Origin of the sequence: Phytohabitans flavus, assembly GCF_011764545.1 — a bacterium.
Lineage (GTDB): Bacteria > Actinomycetota > Actinomycetes > Mycobacteriales > Micromonosporaceae > Phytohabitans > Phytohabitans flavus.
In genome coordinates this window covers 1,129,924-1,149,349 of the sequence record NZ_AP022870.1, presented here as the reverse complement: position 1 = coordinate 1,149,349, position 19,426 = coordinate 1,129,924, and the positions used below count along the sequence as shown (strand labels likewise).

At 68.7% G+C, this 19,426-nt stretch carries 13 protein-coding genes and 2 pseudogenes; 7 read left to right on the top strand and 8 right to left on the bottom strand.

Going from position 1 to position 19,426, the window contains the following annotated elements; genetic code table 11:
• Positions 1 to 53: 53 nt before the first annotated feature.
• The 3 genes from Pflav_RS04900 to Pflav_RS04885 all read right to left on the bottom strand — a co-directional run bounded on the left by Pflav_RS04900 (position 54) and on the right by Pflav_RS04885 (position 4,101).
• Positions 54 to 2,537: a CocE/NonD family hydrolase gene (locus Pflav_RS04900; RefSeq protein WP_269474458.1), complete on the bottom strand. Its 2,484-nt coding sequence runs from the start codon at positions 2,535 to 2,537 to the stop codon at positions 54 to 56.
• Between the two features lie 116 nt (positions 2,538 to 2,653).
• Positions 2,654 to 3,475, bottom strand: coding sequence for a helix-turn-helix transcriptional regulator (locus tag Pflav_RS04890; RefSeq protein ID WP_173034067.1), 822 nt, complete (start codon positions 3,473 to 3,475; stop codon positions 2,654 to 2,656).
• Positions 3,476 to 3,546: 71 nt separating this feature from the next.
• On the bottom strand, positions 3,547 to 4,101 hold the full coding sequence (locus Pflav_RS04885; RefSeq protein ID WP_173034065.1) for a hypothetical protein: 555 nt from the start codon (positions 4,099 to 4,101) through the stop codon (positions 3,547 to 3,549).
• A 226-nt stretch (positions 4,102 to 4,327) separates the two neighbouring features.
• Here Pflav_RS04885 and Pflav_RS04880 point away from each other — a divergent pair, with 226 nt between their 5' ends.
• From Pflav_RS04880 to Pflav_RS48480, 3 genes and pseudogenes are all read left to right on the top strand, one after another.
• Positions 4,328 to 5,488 carry a COG4315 family predicted lipoprotein gene (locus tag Pflav_RS04880; RefSeq protein ID WP_173034063.1) on the top strand — a complete coding sequence of 387 codons (1,161 nt, stop codon included), beginning with the start codon at positions 4,328 to 4,330 and terminating at the stop codon, positions 5,486 to 5,488.
• Between the two features lie 275 nt (positions 5,489 to 5,763).
• Positions 5,764 to 8,586: an AfsR/SARP family transcriptional regulator gene (locus Pflav_RS04875; RefSeq protein WP_173034061.1), complete on the top strand. Its 2,823-nt coding sequence runs from the start codon at positions 5,764 to 5,766 to the stop codon at positions 8,584 to 8,586.
• A gap of 353 nt (positions 8,587 to 8,939) precedes the next feature.
• A pseudogene (locus tag Pflav_RS48480) lies at positions 8,940 to 9,044 on the top strand (pentapeptide repeat-containing protein); the annotation flags it as partial.
• A 347-nt stretch (positions 9,045 to 9,391) separates the two neighbouring features.
• On the opposite strand, the gene Pflav_RS43315 reads toward Pflav_RS48480, so the two are convergent.
• The gene (locus Pflav_RS43315; protein WP_232070991.1) at positions 9,392 to 11,101 is read right to left on the bottom strand and encodes a serine/threonine-protein kinase; all 1,710 of its coding nucleotides are present in this window, start codon (positions 11,099 to 11,101) and stop codon (positions 9,392 to 9,394) included.
• A gap of 96 nt (positions 11,102 to 11,197) precedes the next feature.
• Entirely contained in the window at positions 11,198 to 11,332 is a 135-nt protein-coding gene (locus Pflav_RS47150; protein WP_269474457.1) for a hypothetical protein, read from the bottom strand.
• A 1,113-nt stretch (positions 11,333 to 12,445) separates the two neighbouring features.
• Here Pflav_RS47150 and Pflav_RS44875 point away from each other — a divergent pair.
• Positions 12,446 to 13,864: a hypothetical protein gene (locus Pflav_RS44875; protein ID WP_232070990.1), complete on the top strand. Its 1,419-nt coding sequence runs from the start codon at positions 12,446 to 12,448 to the stop codon at positions 13,862 to 13,864.
• A 19-nt stretch (positions 13,865 to 13,883) separates the two neighbouring features.
• Here the strand turns inward: Pflav_RS44875 and Pflav_RS04860 are convergent.
• Positions 13,884 to 14,817 (bottom strand): annotated as a pseudogene (locus Pflav_RS04860) (tyrosine-type recombinase/integrase); the annotation flags it as partial.
• A 499-nt stretch (positions 14,818 to 15,316) separates the two neighbouring features.
• On the opposite strand from Pflav_RS04860, the gene Pflav_RS04855 reads away from it, so the two are divergent.
• On the top strand, positions 15,317 to 15,991 hold the full coding sequence (locus Pflav_RS04855) for a helix-turn-helix domain-containing protein (RefSeq protein ID WP_173034059.1): 675 nt from the start codon (positions 15,317 to 15,319) through the stop codon (positions 15,989 to 15,991).
• 206 nt (positions 15,992 to 16,197) lie between these two features.
• On the opposite strand, the gene Pflav_RS04850 is transcribed toward Pflav_RS04855, so the two are convergent.
• Positions 16,198 to 16,497: a hypothetical protein gene (locus Pflav_RS04850; RefSeq protein WP_173034057.1), complete on the bottom strand. Its 300-nt coding sequence runs from the start codon at positions 16,495 to 16,497 to the stop codon at positions 16,198 to 16,200.
• A gap of 631 nt (positions 16,498 to 17,128) precedes the next feature.
• Here Pflav_RS04850 and Pflav_RS04845 point away from each other — a divergent pair.
• Positions 17,129 to 17,491 (top strand): VOC family protein, encoded by a 363-nt coding sequence (locus Pflav_RS04845; protein WP_173034055.1) that lies wholly within the window; start codon positions 17,129 to 17,131, stop codon positions 17,489 to 17,491.
• Between the two features lie 318 nt (positions 17,492 to 17,809).
• Here Pflav_RS04845 and Pflav_RS04840 read toward each other — a convergent pair whose 3' ends face one another.
• A complete protein-coding gene (locus tag Pflav_RS04840; protein WP_173034053.1) occupies positions 17,810 to 18,229 on the bottom strand; it encodes a hypothetical protein in 420 nt (139 codons plus the stop codon).
• A 104-nt stretch (positions 18,230 to 18,333) separates the two neighbouring features.
• Here Pflav_RS04840 and Pflav_RS04835 point away from each other — a divergent pair, with 104 nt between their 5' ends.
• Positions 18,334 to 19,359, top strand: coding sequence for a S1 family peptidase (locus tag Pflav_RS04835; RefSeq protein WP_173034051.1), 1,026 nt, complete (start codon positions 18,334 to 18,336; stop codon positions 19,357 to 19,359).
• The last annotated feature ends 67 nt before the right edge of the window (positions 19,360 to 19,426 follow it).

The window sequence follows — 19,426 nt, the reverse complement described above, 5'->3', positions numbered from 1 at the left end:
GGCGGCTCGCCGTCCATTTCGGCTTTCGAGCGCGCTGAAGCGCATTCGGTTGGTCAAACCCTCTGCGGTACCACCGGGAGGATGATCTGCGACGGTGAAAAGACGCCATGGTGGATGGTCTGGTGTGCGACTCGCGGCCTCGTCGCCGTCGCGGTCGACTCCCCGGTGTTGAGGTTTCGGTCCCAGCGGGGAAAACAGCTCGACGTTACCTGAACCCGAACTCGATGCCCGGCGCGGAAGACCATGCTCGTCGACCAGAGATCTACCTCGTACTCGGTCACCTGGTCGGATGCCGCCGAAACGCGCAGGATGCCGTCGGTGACGTTTCTCGAGACACCGCCGGGGTCGACGTAACACAGCCGCACCACCCAGTCGGTCGAAGGCCCGTCAGTTGCCGCGTGGAGCCGCGCACGGACACGGCCGGTGACCTCGAGGTCCTCCTCAAGGGGCGCCGATGTGTACGTGAGAACGTCGTCACGACCCTCGATCTTGGCCTGATCGAAGACACCGGCGGGGTACTCCGGGGACATGAGCAGCGCGCCGCCCAGTGTGGGCACTGGATTCATCGGGTCGTAGTCGAAGCTCGCCGACGATGGTTCCGGGTCCGGGGCCGAGCTGAGCTGACCACCTTCACTGAAGTACAGCGAGGTGTCGACCGCCCGGCTCAGGGGCCACTCGTCCTCGTCGCGCCATTGGTTGATGCCCATCACGAAGAGCTTGACCTTCGCCCCGACGTCGCCGGCGTTCGCGTCGTTCTCCGGCCGCATCCACCGGTCAAGCCAGTCGAGCTGCATGTCGTGCCAGGACTGACGCAGATCGATCAGGGGCATACCTGCCCCAAAGCCGAAGTTCACCTCGCCCTGCACCTGCGCCCCGTGCGGTTCGGCCGCATGGCTCCAGGGACCGACGATGAGCTGCGCGGGCTGCGTCTGTGACGCCGCAACGAAGTTGTCGAGGCTGCCCTGGAGGAAGATGTCGAACCACCCTGCTGTGTTGAAGCTCGGCACCTTGACAAGGTGGTGACGTCCACGCACGGTGCATGAGTCCGCGACCGACGGGTCCGCCGTCGCCGCCTCGTAACCCAGGTCGGGAATCTGGTGCCTTTGGAAGGCCGGGTGGCGGCCTGCGGGCAGCTCCGCATACACGCCGGTCGCAAGTCCGTCGAAGTCGGAGAAGAGGCGGCCTACGGCCGGCCCCAGCTCCTGCGGCTCGTCCCGCAGCCGCCGCACGAGGACATCAACTCCCTGACCGAGCGACCAGGGCAGGGAGATCCCCAGCTCGATCGCGCCTCCCCGACCGAACAGCCCGTCCCACGGATCGGCCCAGGTGATGGTCGGGGCGATGGCCACGAGGCCGTTCGGGTTCTCGATCGCCGCCATCCAGGTGGTGTTCCCCTGGTAGCTCGGGCCCAGAATCGCTACCTTCCCCGTGGAATCGGGCAGGCGTGCGGCCCATTCGATCGTGTCCGCCCCGTCTCGGCCCTCGCCGGCCCATGGCCGCCACGCTCCGCCCTCTGACGCGAAGCGCGATCTCGTGTCCTGTATCACGACCATGTAGCCCCGGTCGGTGGCGGCGAGCGGCTGAATCAAGTTGCGAAGCACAGGGTTCTTCTTGTTGTACGGCCCTCGCACAACGAGTACGGGCCACGGCCCGTCCCCCTGAGGACGATAGACGTCGGTGCGGAGAACGGCGCCGTCTCGCATTGCGACCGCGACGTCGTACTCGACTGAGGCCCCGCTCATTTGCTCTCCCTTCGGCGTTTGCATGATCTGGAGACGCTCAGGCTTCTGGGGATACACCGTGACCAGGCCGCCGTCGACGATGAGATCCTGCCCGTTTATGTAGCCTGCGTCCTCGGACGCGAGGAACACGACGGCACCGGCCACGTCGTCGGGCACACCGAGCCGATCAGCAGCCACCTCGGCGATGTAGCGGGGGTAGTCCTTCGGCGGGATGGCGTCGAACATCCCGGTGATGATGTAGCCGGGGCTCACCGAGTTGACCCGGATCTTCCGGGGCGCGAGGTCGGACGCGAGCGTGCGCGCCAGGTTGTGCACGGCGGCCTTCGTCGCCGAGTAGAGCGAGTTCACCCCGCGCCCGCGGTACATGGTCCACGAGGCGTTGATGACAATCGAGCCGCCGTCGCGTACGAGGGAGAGCGATTTTTGGAGGGTGAAGTACACGCCCTTGAAGTTGATGTCGACGACGCGGTCGAACTCCTTCTCCGTTACCTCGGAGGTCGGCAGGAAGGAACCGACACCGGCGTTCGCGAACACTACGTCCAGCCGTCCAAAGCGGTCATGAATTGCCGCCATCAACGCGTCGAGGTCCGGCAAGCTTCCGGCGTCGCCGCGCACGGCGAGCAGGCGGTCGCCGCCGCTGAGCTCGTCGACCGCGGCGTCCAGGCGAGACTGATCGCGCCCAGTGATGATCACCTGAGCGCCCTCGTGGAGGAATCGACGAGCCGTGCCCAGGCCCATGCCGTTCGTTCCGCCGGTGATGAGCACGACCTTGTCGTTGAAGCGTGAAAGCGTCATACCGCGACCGTGTCATATCGAGATTTGGCCAACCAGCGCCTGCCTATCGGGGGAGCATCACCACCAGGCTTCGACCACGTCGCCGTGATGAGGCGAAGGCGCGAGCCGGGGATCCATCACGCTCCGCAGCCTCTCCGCGCTGCCCGTGCCCGGACGGGGGCATACACCATCAGGCGCAGCCCAGCCGGGTCGGCCACCGCCAGCGCGGTGGCGTCGAAGACAATGTCGCCTGCCTCGGCATGGCGCACGGCCTTCGTCATCTGCACGGCCTCCACCACATCGTGCCGCCCCCACATCTGCGCGAACTCGGGGCTCGCGAGGCAGAGTTGTTCCGCCAAATGGCGGAAGCCCGCGTCGTCGGGGAAACGCGCAGAGTCGGCCCGGAATGCCGCTACGACGCGCGGTGCGACCGACGCCCAATGGTCCCTAACGCTGCGGTACCGCGAGTCGGCGAAGAACGCCACCAGGCAGTTCTGGTCAGTGCCGTCAAGGCCAAACAGAACACGGGCGGCGTCGTTGACCGCGAGCACGTTCCAGCGTCGGTCCTGCAGCATCGCCGGATGCGGCGACCAGCCGTCGAGCAGGCGCCGCAGTTCAACAGTGACGTCGGGGTGATGCGGCGCGAGCGGGCGTGGCGGGTTCAGACCCGCGAGCAGGTGCAGATGCGTGCGCTCAGGTTCGCTGAGGCGGAGCGCCGAGGCGACCGCGTCGAGCACTTCCGGCGAGACGCGGATGTCACGGCCCTGTTCGAGCCACGTGTACCAACTCAGGCCGACGCCCGCCAGGAGGGCTACCTCCTGGCGTCGCAGCCCGGGCGTCCGGCGCCGGCCCACCGCCGTAATCCCGACGTCCTCGGGCCTCAGCCGCTCCCGCCGCGAGCGCAGGAAATCCCTCAACTGGTCGCGGCGGTACCGTTCCGTCGTTGTCAACCCGGTCATAAAAGTCCATGGTATCGAGGCTGCCGGGCACCCATGGAGCCGTTCCGGCACCTCTATCCGTGGCGCTCAGGTCATGCCGCCGTATGCGGAAGGGCGGCGGGAAGTGCGCTGACGACACACACCACGATGCCGGCTCCCATGAAGGCGAGGCTGGCCTTCAGCAGTCGCCGTTTGAAGCCGACCGTGTGGCGGGCCCGCCAAAGGCGGGTGACCGGAGCCTGGGCGGGGCTCGCGGCAAGTGCGAACGCCCACTGCTGCAGCGGCAGGGCATCCGAGCCGGCGGGACGAGGCTCGGCGAGCAACGCCGAATCCGGCTCGCCGCTGTACACCACGGCCACGCCGGCGAGAAGGACCGCCGCCAGCACCGCGCTGGCGCCGAGCCACCACACCATCGCGCCCGCGACCGAGAGGCCGAACGGCGACCAGCCCGATGCCAGTACCCCCGTCACGAGGGCGCCACTGGAGACCGCCAGCGCCGCGAGGACCCGCGCGCACTTGTTCTCCTCGTTCGTGAGCTCAGCGCTGACCTCGTCGAGAAGCCGGAGGATCACCGCGTCGCTGATCGGCGGCACAGCGTGGCCGGCGATTCGTATGACGGTTGTAGCAGGATTCTGAGCTGCGTTCACGTGTCCGACGGTATGCCGGCGCCATCGACGGAGGGTCGCCGCAAGGTGAATGAGCATCCATCGGATTTGTATCAGACGTATATCCGGCACCCGTTACCTTGCTGAATACAGCCGCGCCGGGGAGGGCGGTGGCTGTGGCCGCAGGTCGAGGGGACCCGTCATCCACGCCTGCGTCGTCCGGGCGTTGCCTCCTCTGCGCCGCGGAAGATGCCAGCCGGGGTGTGTGATGCGTGCACACACCCCGGCTTTTGCCGTGCCGCGGCACCTTCACAAGGGCCGTTTTCCCTGCCATACACCGAAATTCTTGTCATTCGCGCCAAAGTCGGTGAACCGATCCCCGGCGGCCGGCGTTGCTGGGGCGAACTGGTTCGGAGATACCGGACCAGCCGACGACGGAGATGTATTGATGTCATCAAGGCGCATGGTCGCGCTTGCGGCCTCGCTCGTGGCGGTGGCAATCGTCGCCACCGGCTGCGGGGACTCCAGTGGCGAGGCGGGCGCGGCCCCCGCGGCGACCGCATCGGTCGACGCGGCCGAGGCACCGCTCAAGCTGGTGTCTGGCACGCCGAAGCTCAATGGTGCCGAGCAGGGCACTGGCGACTGGGTGCCCCGTGTGGACGGTCGGGTCGCGGAGAAGGACCGCGAAACGGCGATGAAGTGGGTGGCGCTGCGCGCCAGCCGGGCCGGCGACCTGAACCCTGTCGTGGTCGACGGTGCCGGGCGGACCCTCTACCGGTTCGACAAGGACACGACGAACCCCTCGCGGTCCAACTGCACCGGCAAGTGCGAAGAGGTCTGGCCTCCGGTGACGGTCACGGAGGGATCCTCGGTCCACTTCGTTGGTATCAAGGGGAAGGTGGGCTTCCTCCGGCGCGGTTCGATCCAGACGCCGGGCGGCAAGCAGAGGAAGGTCTATCAGGTCACTCTGAACGGCTGGGCGCTCTACGAGTTCAGCAAGGACGTCGAGCCCGGTGACGCCAAGGGACATGGCGTGGACGGCGTGTGGTTCGCCATCGCGCCCAACGGTAAGAAGGCCAAGGGCAAGGGTGCCCCTCCGCCGCCGGAGCCCAGCCCGACCGCGCCTTCGGCGCCGCAGCCGGAGGAGCCGGCGCCGCCGGTCGAGGAGGACCGCAGCATCAAGGTCATCTTCTACGCCGACTTCAACTTCAACGACGGCGGGGAGTCGTTCCCGCTGCGGGACTCCGGCTGCGTCAACCTCGCCGACAAGATCGAGGGCATCTCCGGGATTCAGGTGTTCAAGGGCACCGTTCGGACGTGGGCCCAGCCTGACTGCAAGGGCGAGCTGAAGGTCTTCACCGAGGACATCGGCGACCTGTCGGAGGTCGGGTTCGACAACGTCATCAAGTCGGCGCGCATCGTTTCCTAGCGATCTCTCCACACCACAACAGCCGATGGCAACCTCCGGGCCTGGCGATGGGCACCTCTGCCCGTCGCCAGGCCCGAGGGCATGCAACCAACCGTGGTGGGTCGCTTACGCACCGCCAGCCTCTCGGGTGATTCGGCCGAGTCGCAGCATGGCGGCAGTGCTCGACACGATCCCGGTGAGCGGACACGGCGGACGACAGCCATACGCAGACATGTCCGCACGTCTACACTTCTACCGGTGTTCAGCCGATTCCTGCCGGTCGGCACGAGGGTGCCGTGACTGACCCTGCCGCCCTCACCTTCGCCATACTGGGCCCGTTGTCCGGGACCCTGGGCGGCTCCACCCTTGACCTCGGGCCACCGCAGCAGCGCACCATCCTGGCCCTGCTTCTCATCCGCGCCGGGCAGCGGGTCGGCGTGGACGAGATGATCGACGCGCTGTGGGAATCGGACGCACCGGCGAGCGCCACCAACCTCATCCACCGCTACATCGGTACGCTGCGACGGCTCCTCGAGCCCGGACTCCCGGCTCGGGACCACGGCCGGTTCCTCAGCCGTGACCAGCAGGGGTACCGGCTGGTGATCGATCGGCGGGCTGTCGATCTGCTGAGATTCCGCGACGCGGTCGCCAGCGCCCGGGCCGCCGCACGCGCGGACGACCGGCGCACCGGTGTCCAGCTGTACGTCCAGGCACTCGGCCTCTGGCAGGGCCGGTGCGCGACCAACGTCGCGTTGACGCCATCCGCGGTACCTGCCTTCGCCACCGTCGACCAGGAACGCTCGTCGGCCGCCATCGACCTCGCCAACCTCTGCGCCGACGTGGAGAGCGCCCGGGCGGCCCTCCCCGGCGTCGAGGCGGCCGCCCACGTCGATCCGCTCAACGAGCCGCTGCAGTCCGGCCTGCTGCGGCTGCTGGGGATGTCCGGCCGGCAGGCCGACGCGATCACCGTTTATCAATCGACGCGAAAACGGCTGGCCGAGGAGCTCGGCGTCGACGCCGGTGCGGACCTTCAGGAGACCTACCTGGCGCTGCTACGCCAGCAGAACAGCGGCGACGAGCCCGCACCGACCGACCACGAACCATTGGTCCGGCCCGCGCAGCTCCCAGCCGACCTGTCGACCTTTGGCGGCCGATCCGCGGAAATCGCCCAGCTGTCCGAGGCTCTTGTCGACCTGCCACCGCGCAGCGTGGCGATCGTCGGCATCGACGGCATGCCAGGGACCGGGAAAACCACGTTGGCCGTGCACTGGGCCCGGCAGGTCGCCGACGACTATCCCGACGGGCAACTGTTCGCCAACCTGAGAGGCTTCGACGCGGACGCCCGGCCGGTGAAGCCGACCGAAGTACTACGCGACTTCCTGGACGCCCTCGGCGTCGCCCCACAACGCATCCCGGAAAACCTGAGCGCACAGGCCGGCCTGTTCCGCAGCCTTTTGGCCGGCAAGAAGGTCCTGATCCTGCTCGACAACGCCCGCGACACCGAACACGTCCGCCACCTGCTACCCGGCTCCCCCGGGTGCCTCGCGATCGTGACCAGCCGGCACAGTCTCAGCGGCCTCGTCGCCGAGCATGGCGCCCACCTACTGACCCTCGACCCGCTTTCGCAGGCGGACGCTGAACGGGCCCTGCTGCGCCGGCTGGGACACCGCCGGGTAACAGAGGACCCAGAAGCGGTCACCCGCATCATCGAAGCCTGCTCCCGGCTACCCCTGGCACTGGCCGTCGTCACCGCCCGCGCGGTGGCCCACCCACAGTTTCCGCTCAGCCTCATCGCCGCCGAGCTGCGCCAAACACGCGGCCGGCTGGACGCCCTCAGCGGCGGCGGGTCCGGCATCGACGTCCGCGCCGTCTTCTCCTGGTCGTACGCCATGCTCGCACCGGGTACGGCCCGGTTGTTTCGCCTGCTGACGGTGCATCCCGGCTACGAGTTGTCGGTGCCGGTGGCCGCGAGCCTCGCCGGCGAGGACACCCAGGCCGTCCACCGGCAGCTCGACGACCTGGCCCGCAACCATCTCATCACCGAGACCCACCCCGGTATCTACCGCATGCACGACCTCATCCGGGAGTACGCGGCGGAGGTGTGCGCCGCCCACGACAGCGACTGGGAGCGCCGGCAGGCGCTGATCCGCGCCTTGGAACACCACCACCTGCACAGCGCCCACGCGGCTCAGGTGATGCTGCACCCACACCAGATGCCGACTGCCTTGCGCCCGGCCGCGGGAGTGACCGTGCCCGGTCCGACCGACTACAGGCAGGCCACGGCGTGGTTTGTCGCCCAACACCGGCTGCTCGCCGAGGTGGTCCGCCTGGCTGTGGAGCAGGACGAGGTGGAGTATGCCTGGCGGATCGCCCTCACCTTGCAGCAGTTCTACCAGCGCAGCGGCCACCTCGCCGACTGGGCGAGCACCGTGAGCATCGCGCTCGACGCGGCCGTGCGGGCCGGTGACGTCGTCGGCGAGGCGCACAGCCGCAGGAGCCTGGCCGGCGCCTACCATTTCCTCGGCCGCGACGACGACGCTCGCGCCGAACTCGACCGCACCCTGCAGCTGTACGAGCAGCTGGGCTACACGACCGAACAGGCATACGCCTTCAGCAACCTGGGCGTGGTCACCGGCGTGCAGGGCCGGCACGCCGAGTCCGTCGGCCACCACCGCCGCGCCCTGGAGCTGTACCGCGCGGCGGGCCACCGCGGCGGCGAGGCGAACGCGACGGCCGCGATCGGCTGGTCGGAAAACCAGCGTGGCAACCACGAACTCGCCATCGGATACGGCCGGCAGGCCATGGCGATCTACGCCGAGTTGGACGACCCGCTCGGCGTGGCGGACTGCTGGGGCAACCTCGGCGATGCCTACCTGAAGCTGCGCCGCTACGACGACGCGGCCGAAGCCTACGAGCGGGCAGCCGCCCTCGCCCTCGACATGACCGACCCCCCGAATCAGGCACGATTCCTCGTAGCCCTGGGCGACAGCCGACTCGCCTCAGGCGAACTCGCGCTGGCCTACGAGGCATGGACCACCGCATCCGGCATCCTCGACGAGCTTGGCCTACCACTGGCCGCCGAGGTAAAGCGCCGCCTGGAGTCGATTCCCCCGATCTGAGGCCGACCTGCCAGTGACCGCGCGCCGCCCCCGATCCGCGATCGGGGAGACGCGGGCCGAACCAGCAGCTATCCAGCTCGGCTCCGACCAGGTCGACGTGCGACTCGGCGGGATCTACTCCCTGGGACGGCTGATCGACGACTCACCCCGCGACGCCGAGACGATCGTGGAGGTACTCTCCGCCTACGTCCGCGAGCACAGATCACGAAACCTCCGCGCCAACGCCAACGCCAAGGTATCCGTCGACGTCCAAGCCGCGCTCGCAGTACTTAGCCGACGACCGGCCACCACACCCCCCATGGACTTCGCCGGCGCGAACCTCAACTCCGCAGACCTGTCCGGCATGGACCCTAACCAACGCCGACCTGACCGGAACATCACTGATCGACACGGACCTGTCCGGCGCTCGCCTCCCGGCGCAGGACTCTTCGAAGCGAACCTGGCGGACAGCGACCTGACGGGCGCCAACCTTGCCGGTGCCCACTCGCCGTCACCCGGCTGCTTGTACACCTCGGCCGGTAGCACACCTTGCAGATCGCGCTTGTCGAGGTACCCGCCGATCAGGCCGGCGAACGCCGCACGCAGTCCGATGCGCAGCAGCAGGAGCGGGCCCAGCCAGCCGATCGGCCGGCGTGGGGTGAAACCGAGCTCCTGCGGGCCATGGCTCGTGACCGTAGCGGCGGAAACTTCGCCTCCTCAGTCCATTGTGGTCTTCGTCGCTCACGGCGCCCGACTTTATTGATGGCGCATCATTGATGGCGCATCGCTATCCGATGGACGCTACGTCGCAGCGGCCCGCGATGTGTTACGGGAAGATGCGCAGGGCGTCGACCATCCCCAAGGTGTTGGATTTGTTGACGATCCGGATCGTGTGGTGTCCCTCTGGCATGCCCTTCTTGCGGAAGACGACCTGCGCGGCTTGCCGCGAACCTGGCACCTTCAGGTTTACCGTCGCCTGGAAGGCACCGTCGATGTACACGTCGACCATGCCCATGTCGTCGTTGCGTTCGGTCAGGAACTCCACGCCCGTGCCACGGAAGTCGTACGTGGCCGTCGCTCCGGCCTGCTTCGAGTAGTGCACGTCGCCCATGTAGTCGCCATATGTGCGCTTCGTCGAGGCCGGCCAGTACGGCTCATAGGTCAGGTCGGTGTCATTAACCATGCGCGGTGAGGCGGGCGGCGCTGTCGATGGACTTGGCTTGACCGGAGGCCACTGCGGTACGTCCTGGGGCGGGAGCCTGGTCCTGGACGGGGAAGGTCGCTCCGGTGCCGGCGTCGAGGTGGGCTCCCGCAGGGGCGATCCCTTGGACGGCAACAGCGGCGCCGCGGTGTCCGGTGCGGCGACGGGGAGACTCAGGGACGGAGCCAGCGGCGCGGGCTCGCTGGTCCGCCTGATCGCCACGGGGACGGCGACTGCCGCGGTCACAAGCGCGCCCACGGCCAGGGGCCAAACCACTGGGCCTACCGCAAGCCGCCGCCACGCTCGCCGTCCTGAGATGGGGGCGGGCACGACTGGCGGCGTCGATGCGGCGGGCTCCGCTGGACGTCGGGGTATGCCCGGCCCCGCGGGGGCACCGACCGCGGCGCCGAGGATGGGAGCGGGCGTACCGCGGGGATGAAGACTCTCCGGGACGCTGTAGATGGCCGGCGGTGTCGCCGCGGGCCCCGGCCCTTCGTCGGTGGTCGCCGGGGCGGCGGGCGGCGCCGCGCTACGCAGCAGCTTCTCCGCCACGTCGCCGCTTATCCGCTGGTCCGGGTCACGGCGCAGCAGGCCATCGAGCACCGGCGTCAGCGGACCGGCGTTCCGCGGTCTTGGTGCAGGGTCATTCGCCAGCGCGGCAAGCGTCGCCAACGTTGTGTCCCGCGCGTACGGGGCCCTGCCCTCCACCGCCGCATACAGGGTCGCGCCGAGCGACCACAGGTCAGAAGCGGGTCCCGCGATCCCGCCCGCCGCTCGCTCGGGGGCGACGAACGAGGGCGACCCCATCACCAGTCCAACCTTGGTGAGGGACGGGTCATCGTGGCCGATGGCGAGTCCGAAGTCGGTCAGTACGACCCGGCCGCCATCGGCGAGCAGAACGTTGGCGGGCTTGACGTCCCGATGGATCACGCCCGCCTCATGCGCGGCTCGCAGGGCCGATAGGACGCCGGCTCCGATGGCCGCGACGCGATCGGGAGGCATGGGACCGCCTGCCCCCAGGGCCTTGGCCAGGGAACGGCCGCGGATCAGCTCCATAACCAGCCAGGGATCACCGTCGATGACCACGACGTCATGCACCCGGATGACGTTCGGATGGTCCAGTTGCGCGATCGTCCGTGCCTCGCGCATCGCCCGGTCCCGTGCCCCCCGCAGCTCCTGCTCGGTGAGCCCGACCGGCGCCAGCAACTCCTTGACCGCCACCTCCCGCCGCAGAGTTTCGTCCCAGGCACGCCAAACACGACCCATGCCACCCTCGCCGAGCAGCTCTTGAAGGCGGTACCGGTTGGCAATCAGACGGTCAATGGAGGGGCGCACCCGATGCACCCTAATGAGGTCGGCGACGAGGTGCTGAACGCTTTGCCCGATCGCCTGTTACCAGCGGGAGTAACGGGCAAGCGCCGGCCGGTCGCATCACCGCAGCCCGTACGCGCGGAGCACGGCCTGCTCGATCGCGTTGCCGGCCGTGTCGCGGGCCCGTACGCGCAGCGATACCGCGCTCAGGTGCGGTACGGAATGAGCGTGACGGCGGTGGCAGGACGTCGACATCACGCGAAAGGTGTCAACGGTCATCAGGATTTCGCGTCCGCTGACAAAGGCGGCGCAGCCGTGTTTGCGGATGGCCGACTACGCCGCCACAGCCAATGCTACGGCACCAAATGAGATGGCCTTTCCCCCAGCGCAACACATACCGCAGAATTCGCTCCACCTATACGGCCGCACACCCCCTCACCCAGCGCTCCCAAAGGAAGGCGAGACCCACGCGGATCGACATTTGGCCGCGAACACCGGTGAGACCTGGCGAGAAACTCGGCAGCAGCGGCGACTGCACCGCCGGGTTGACAGCGGTGCCAGGCAGGCTGTAGGCGTGTCGCCGAGGCACCGCAGACCCTCTGCACATCTTCAAGGCGGGCCGCCGAGGCGGCCCGCTCACGTAATCCGCGCCGCCAATGCCGCCTGGCTCACCCTGGCCGCGATGGCCCACAATCTGATCCCGCCGCCGGCGTGCTCACCAGCACCTGACATGAAAACTGGCCGTGAGTGGTGGGCGGCAGCATCGGGGCCGCGTCCTACGCTCCATCCAGCACGCCAAACACGCCAGCTGATCGACGCCCCTGCCGGACCCTGAAGGCCCCATTTCTGGCCACCAGCGCCACCTGCGACTACGAGTTGGCGTGGACTCCCGCCAAGCTGCCGCATCGCTCCGTAGAGATGGATCAGCGCGCTCCCATCTGACGGTGTGCCCGGATCTGCGAGGCCGCAGCCTCGCAGAAACTGGAGGCGATGCGCGAGGCCGCCGCTAGCAAGACCATCGTCAACCTCGGCATGCCCAACCTCAGGCTCAACGCCGGCCAGGTCAGTACGAATGGCTAACGAGCGAGGTTCTGGGTCACGCGGGGCTCTCCGAGCCACGCGGGCCGCAGACCACGTGTTGCGCGCCGGCACCCTCGTCCTCCATCATGATCGCATGATGCTCAAGGTGAAGGGCGGCCACCGCCCAGTGGCATGACGGCCGCAGCGTGGCGGCTTCCACCCGCCGACGATCAGCGTCCGACCTACCTCGCCCACGCGATCGCACTGACAGCCCTGCACGGACCTGGCCCCTTGCCCCACGGTGGCTATCCACTACCCGACGAGGACCGTGCCCGGCGACGGACGCTCATGTCCGGGGCCGTCCTCGACGGCGTCCGCACCCACCACTCCGGTGTCAACCCCGACATGCCGGCTGCGACGACACTCGCCCACCTGATCGACAACCTGGTGACCGGCCCGCCCACGACCACCGCACTCCAGCACCTGCACGACGTCGCTGCCGACCAGGACCCGTTACCGATCGCGGACGCCGTCACCAGCGAACTGACTGGGCGAAACCTGCCCGCCGAACATCTGCGCCAGATTGGGCGATGGCTCTCCGAGTACGGCACCCGCCGCAACGCGGTCGCCCTGGGCATCCTGCTGCTCGGCTTGGCCGGCGACCATCGCGACCGGGACCTGCTGCTCCTGCTGGGCAGCCTGGAAGACCTCAGCCTCTACGCCGCCGTCGCATTGACGCGCTCACAACCCGACCGCGACCAGGCGCTGTTCGACCTCGCCGCGCGGGTAGCCGGCTGGGGTCGCATCCAAACCGTTCGACGACTGGCCGGCACCCAAGACCCACAGATCAAGGCGTGGCTACTGCGCCACGGCTTCCGCAACCGGATCATGGACGAGTACCTCGCCCATCTCGCCGCCACCACCGGAGACCTGCTTTCCGCGCTGACGACGCCGCCCGTGGATGACGAACTCCTCGACGGCGCCGGGGACATCCTGGCCGCCCTCTGCCTCGGCGGGCCGGCCAAAGACATCACCGACTACCCCGCCGCGCCGGAAACCATCGACCAGTACCTCACCCTCGTCACCCAACGGCCACCCAGCCTCACCCGGGTCGACGTCGTTCTACGGCTGGCCCGCTTCCTCACCTCCGACCAGGCCGTGAGCCTGAACTGGACGGACACCCACCGCGCGCGAATGCGGCGTACCTGTGACCGGCTGGTCGAGCAATCCGACTGGTTGCTCGCCGTCGACCATGCCATGGACAGCCCGGACCTGCCCCAGTTCCGGCTGGCGATCTGGCCGGCCCGGCAACTGGGCATCCCGACCCGCACCCGTATCCGCGCCCGCGTGCACCAGCATCCCGACGACGGCTACCTCTGGCAGGCACTCACCGATGACATCGACGACGTCCTGGTACTCGCCCACCAACTGCTGCCCCTGGACCACCTCGCCAACGGGCCTACCCTCGACGTCGGGCTGCGCGCCGACCAGCCACACCACATCCTCGACCTGATCGTCAGCCGCCTCGACGCCCACCCGGGCAAAGGCTGGTCGCTGATCAGAATCGCGTTGGCCAACCCCACCATCCGCAACCGCAACATGGCCATCCGGGCCCTCACTGCCTGGCCCCCAGACACCATTGCGGACCACGTCGTCGCCGCGCTGCAGCACGCGAGCATGATCGAACCCGACCCCAGCGTCCGCGGCCGGATGCGCCAACTGCTGGCCACCTGGACCACCCAAGGCGAGCGCCACGCCGCCGAATGATCCTCGATCTGCCGACATGCCCGGTGAACACGGTCAGGTGGTAGAAGGCGTAGAGCCGGTCGTCGGCGTCGTGGCTGTGGTCCAGGAACGCCCTGGTGTGCTGCGGTGTCCACACCATGACCGGGCTGGGATCTTCCCGGTCTCGCGCCACGTGTTGACCCGTTCATCTGTCCACAGCATGGGCTTGGGTGCCCTGGCGGTCGGGAGCTCGACCATGAGCGCGGGGTTGGTATCCCTGAGCCGGTCGCGGCCGCGCATGGTCGTTGAGGGCCTTGCGCAAGGTCGCGTGGATGCGGTGCTGGGTGGCCGGGCCGACGACCCGTTGCGCCTTGACCTCGTCCCGTTGCCTGGGGTCGCGGCCGGCGCGCAGGGTGCGGATGGCGGTGTTGCGTTCCTCGATCGCGTCGTACATGGCGTCGATGTGGCCTGGCCGGAGGTGATCGATGCGCCACTGGCCCAGGTACGGGATCAGGTAGAGGCGGATGTGGGACTCGTACGAGCGGCGGGTACCGGCCTTGATCTTCTTGCGACCGGCCAGCCAGCGGGTCAGGTAGTCCGCCATGGTGGGCAGATCCTGCGGATCGAGGTCCAGGTGCAGAGCGCGGCGTACCTCGTCCTGGGAGGGCACGGTGTGCCCGGCCTTGACGGCCGCTTCGATGAGGTCGCCGACCCGCCGCACGGCACTCTTGTCAGCCGGGTCGGGCACCGCGAACGCGGCACGGACACGGTCCAGGACCGTGTTGGCGTCGTCCTGGCTGGCGTAGGTTCCGTGTCGCAGCGGCCGGCGGGCGGGCGCCGTCCTCGCGGGCCGGTAGCTCGTACTGCCAATACCAGTCGCCGTGACTGCGGGACCAGGCACCACCGTCGCGGCGCAACCGCGGGCATTTCTGGCCGAGCTGCCGGCTGGTCCGCGGGTCGCGGCATCCGCAGCATTTGAACGTGGTTCCTTTCACGGGGCGTCTCCATTGTGGTCGGGATTGGCCCGATGTGCCGATGTGCCGTCCGTAAGAAACAGGTCATGCCAGCCAAGACGGCTCTGCTCGTCGGGCCGGCGATGCTGTACTTCGCTGCCCGCCGCGCACCGCGCAGACCCTGCGGCGATCCGATCCCCGGGTTTCTACAGCCCACACAGCACACCGGCTGCGGATGACTGATGCCACAGCCGCGGCCCGGACGCAACGGCGACTTCGGTCGGTCTCGGCATCTCTGCCGCACGGCCGACGCACCTGCCTCGGCCGGGGCACGGACCCATCGGGGCGTCAGAAGCGCCGTCTGATTTGGCCAAGCCACGCACCTCGGCTAGCCTTTCGCGGCACAGCACGGCCGATTCAAATGTAGGCTCTGGTGATCGACCAGTAGGGGCCAGGCTCTTCCCAACCCCGGTATGGCACGTGATCGCAGCAGTCGACGCGATGGTGTGGGAGAGCTGAGCCGACCAATAAGGAGGCTTTCATGAGTAGATTCGTCATCACGATCACGCCGGACGACGCCGCAGCTGGCGGCGCCGACAGCGCGTACACCACCGTACGGGTGGACACATCGACCGGTCAGGCCCGCATCACTGAGCTGACCGTGCGGGCCCAAACTGACGGCGGACTCGCCCCAACCGACCTGCCACCCATCGACCTGGGCCTGCTGATCACCGCGCTGACCGTCGCCGGTCAACCCCAAGCGCTACAACCGGCCACCCCGATCTCGACGCCCACCTCGGCAGCAGACCGCGTCGCCGAATCGTCCGAACCGCCAGCAGCAAACCCCGCGCCGACATCCCCCGTACCAACCAGCGCCGCTCCCCGGCGGCGAGCCCGCAAGGCCGCCGCACAGACCGCGCCGGCCAAGAAGGCCACCGGCAGCAAATCCGCGGCCCGCAAGGCGCCGGCTAAGAAACCCAGCACTGCGAAGAAGGCCACCGCGGCGAAAAGCACCGCGGCGGCGACGGCTGGACACGACCCCGCACCAGCCGCACGCGCCTACCGGCGGATGCCCGAGCCGGAACAGGTAATGGATGTCTACCGGCAGACCGGCTCGATCACCGCCGTCGCGGAACACTTCGGTGTACCCAGGCACACCATCGCGGGCTGGGCACGGCGACTGCGCAGCCAAGGACACTCCATCGGCCGCCAATAGACGTCCCGCGGCCGGGCGAAGCTGCCGGTGAACACTTTGCTGCCAGCCGTGACCTGTCAATGCTGTTCGTCTGAACGGAGGCAAGCGTGTCGGTCCGGCGGACTCCTGCGTGAGGGTCTACGGGGTCGCGTCCGGCCGAAGATTGACCAAGACGGCGACCTGCACACGCAAAGCAGGTTCCGGACGGCGCAGGTGGCGCTGGTGCTTCAGTCTTCGTAGTTGCGGTCGTCCGCGTGGTATTGCCCAACCTGACGTAGCGTCTCGCGCGGGTCGATGCCAGCCGCTTCGCCCATGATCGTCAACGCGTTCGCGCTGACCCACACCAGGGCCGGCAACAACTCCAGCATCCCCATCGGGCCGCGTTCCTGGACGACCTGCCGCAGGTATGCGGCGACCGCCTCCGTGTCGTCGGGATCGTCCAGGCACAGGGTGATCATGGCGACGGCATTGCGGTTCGCCTGCTGATCGTCTTGCTCGCCGAGCTCGCTCGACAGCGCGTCAGTCATGCCGCTAGCGTGCCGTACTCACTTCAGCGACACCGCAGCGGCCCGCGGCACCAGAAGCAACGCGCCGTGTATCGAAGCGCTGAAATTTTCTGCAGCTAGTAAACGGTCCGAACCCTTGCAAGATCACCCGCCAAGGTTTAGTCAGACGTTCGCGGGGCCCAACCGGATGCGGCACGCAGGCCAGCCGAGCAGGGTGGGCAGGTTGCGGTCTGGGCTGTAGGCGGGGTAGGTGCCGTCGGCTTTTCCGACCGCATTGAAGATCAAGAGTGTTCTGACCTGCACGAATACGTCGCGGACATGTACGGGACGTTGTACGGGCGACGATTCCTGCTGCGCCTTGAAGTCACCCGTTGACGTGTAGGCGGGAGGTCGCGGTGCGCCCTCCGGGCCCGAAGATCGGCGACGGTCGTGCCCGATCCTCGCCGTCCGACACAGGCATGCCGCCGGCCGGCGCCCGCGACACGGGGGCCGGAACCGCCCCGTTCGGGTGGTAGCGCGACGGCGCACAACCGCTGCCCGGGACGAGCGCTGTCCAGCGCCCGAAAATGAGCGGAGCGGGCCACCAAGTGCGGTTGGATGGTGACCTGCGGCCGCTGGACGGCCAGCGGACATGGATGAGGAGGAGTGGACGATGCCGATCGCCACGCTGCGAGGCGTGACCCTGGACTGCGCCGACCCGAGAGCGCTGGCCCGGTTCTACCAAGAGATGACAGGCATGGAGCTCGGCTACAGCGCCGACGGGTTCGTCGCCCTGACCGGTGGTTCCGGCTGCGACCTGGGCTTCCAGCGGGTCGAGGGATACCGGGCGCCGCGGTGGCCCGGCCAGGACGTGCCGCAGCAGTTCCACCTGGATCTCAGGGTTGGGGACCTCGACGCGGCGGAGAAGCTGGCGCTGGGGCTCGGCGCGGTCAGGCCGGACCACCAGCCCGGCGGCGACCGGTGGCGGGTGCTCCTGGACCCGGCTGGTCACCCCTTCTGCCTGGTCACTGGCTGACCGCCGAACTGGCCCGAAGTCGCCTGGGCGGGCCTAGACCGCCTGCGCCAGCACTCGGCCGGCCGCCGTTCGACGACGGCTCACACGTGCTGGTCACGCTTTGCCGAGGCCGCCCTCGCCACCGTGGTCAGGCTGAGGGGGCTGGCCATCCAGTGCCAGTCGACACGATGCGGGCGTTCAGGAGGCTCCTCGGCTGGCTGGGCTTGATCAAGGGCCTGACCGGGCTGCGCCGGTACGGACTGATCGACGTGGACCAGCAGCCGGTCGCGGGCGGGAAGTCCATCGAGGTGATCCGGCCGCATCCGTTCAGCCCTCGGATCATGTGCAGCAGCGCGACGTTGAGGACGCCCTGCACACCCCCGGTGTCCGGGTGGGTTGGCCGTCACGCCCCAGTGGCTGTACGAGTTCGCCCAGATCGTCTGGCTGCCCGCGCCGCTGCCCCAGATGTTTGTTGTAGAGGGTGTACCCACCGTTGGTCCACGTCCCCACTGGTCGAGGACGTCCAGGCCACCCCACCCGGCGGGCCGCGTCGTGGGCGGCGCGGCGGTCGTCGGGTTGGTCGTCGGCGTACCCGGCGAGGTCGACCCGGTGCAGGCAACCCCGTTGAGCGAGAACGAGGTGGGCGTCGCGTTGGTGCCGGCAGCCAGTGGCCGCGCTGGCCCGCGCCGCCGCCACGACCACCAAGCCCGTGGCCAGCGCCAACGCCGCGCCGAGGGCCACGCCGGCACGCTTCCTCATCGCACCTTTCTCCGACCCGCGTTGAACGCCGCCGGCCGCGCCGACGTTGAGCGGGAGTCCGATGGGCAGTCCCGCGCCGGCTCCCGGCGAACTCTGAGGAGAAAATGTTGCAAGTTTTGCTCCGCTCCGCCGCGATCACCTTCCTGACCGTCACCGCGATCAGCACACTGCACGCCCCGCCCGCCGTCGCCGCGCCCGTGACCGGGGAGTCGGCCACGGAGTTCGGGCGACTGCTGGACAGCCCCGGCGTGTACCTCGACGCCAAGACCGGCGGCATGGTCATCACCGTCACCAACAAGGCGGCGGCCAACCGGGTCAAGGCCTACGGCGCGATCTCGCGCATCGTGCCCCGCGACACGGCCACGCTCAACGCGGCGATCAGGAAGCTCGACCGCGAGTTCCGGATCCCCGGCACGTCCTGGGGCGTCGACCCGGTGATCAACAAGGTCGTGCTGACCGTCGACAGCACCGTCACCGGCACCGCGCTCACCCGGATCCGCGCCGGGGCGGCCCGCCTCGGCGACGCCGTCCACATCGAACAGGTCCCCGGCGCCATCAGCACCCGCATCGCCGGGGGCGACCCCATATACCGCCCGAACGGCAGGTGCTCGCTGGGATTCCACGTCCACGACGGGGTCGGCAAGTCCTTCTTCCTGACCGCCGGACACTGTGGAGTCGACACCCGGACCATGTACAGCGACACGGCGCGCCGCCACCAGGTCGGCACCCGCAGCAGCGCCTACTTCCCCGGCGACGACTACGCCATCTACCACTTCGTTCCCGGCCGCACCTCCAACTTCGGCGTCGTCAACAACGGCCAGGACATCACCCGGGCCGGCAACGCGTACAAGGGTCAGCAGATCTACCGCAGCGGCTGGGCCACCGGCACGCGCGCCGGCTTTGTGCTCGCGACCAACGTGACCCTCAACCTGGACGAAGGCACCGTCTACAACCTGGTCCACACCACCGCCTGCGCCGAGGCCGGCGACAGCGGCGGCCCGGTCTACGCCGGCACCACCGCCCTGGGGCTCGTCTCCGCCGGCCGCGGTAGCTGCGCGTCACCGGCGCCGGAGATGTGGTTCCAGCCCATCAGCGAGCCCTTGGACAGGTACGACGTCCACGTCTTCTGAACCGACCGGCACGCGACAGGCTGGCCCGGGCCGCGGGGCCGGGCCAGCCATCCACATCAGACATTGC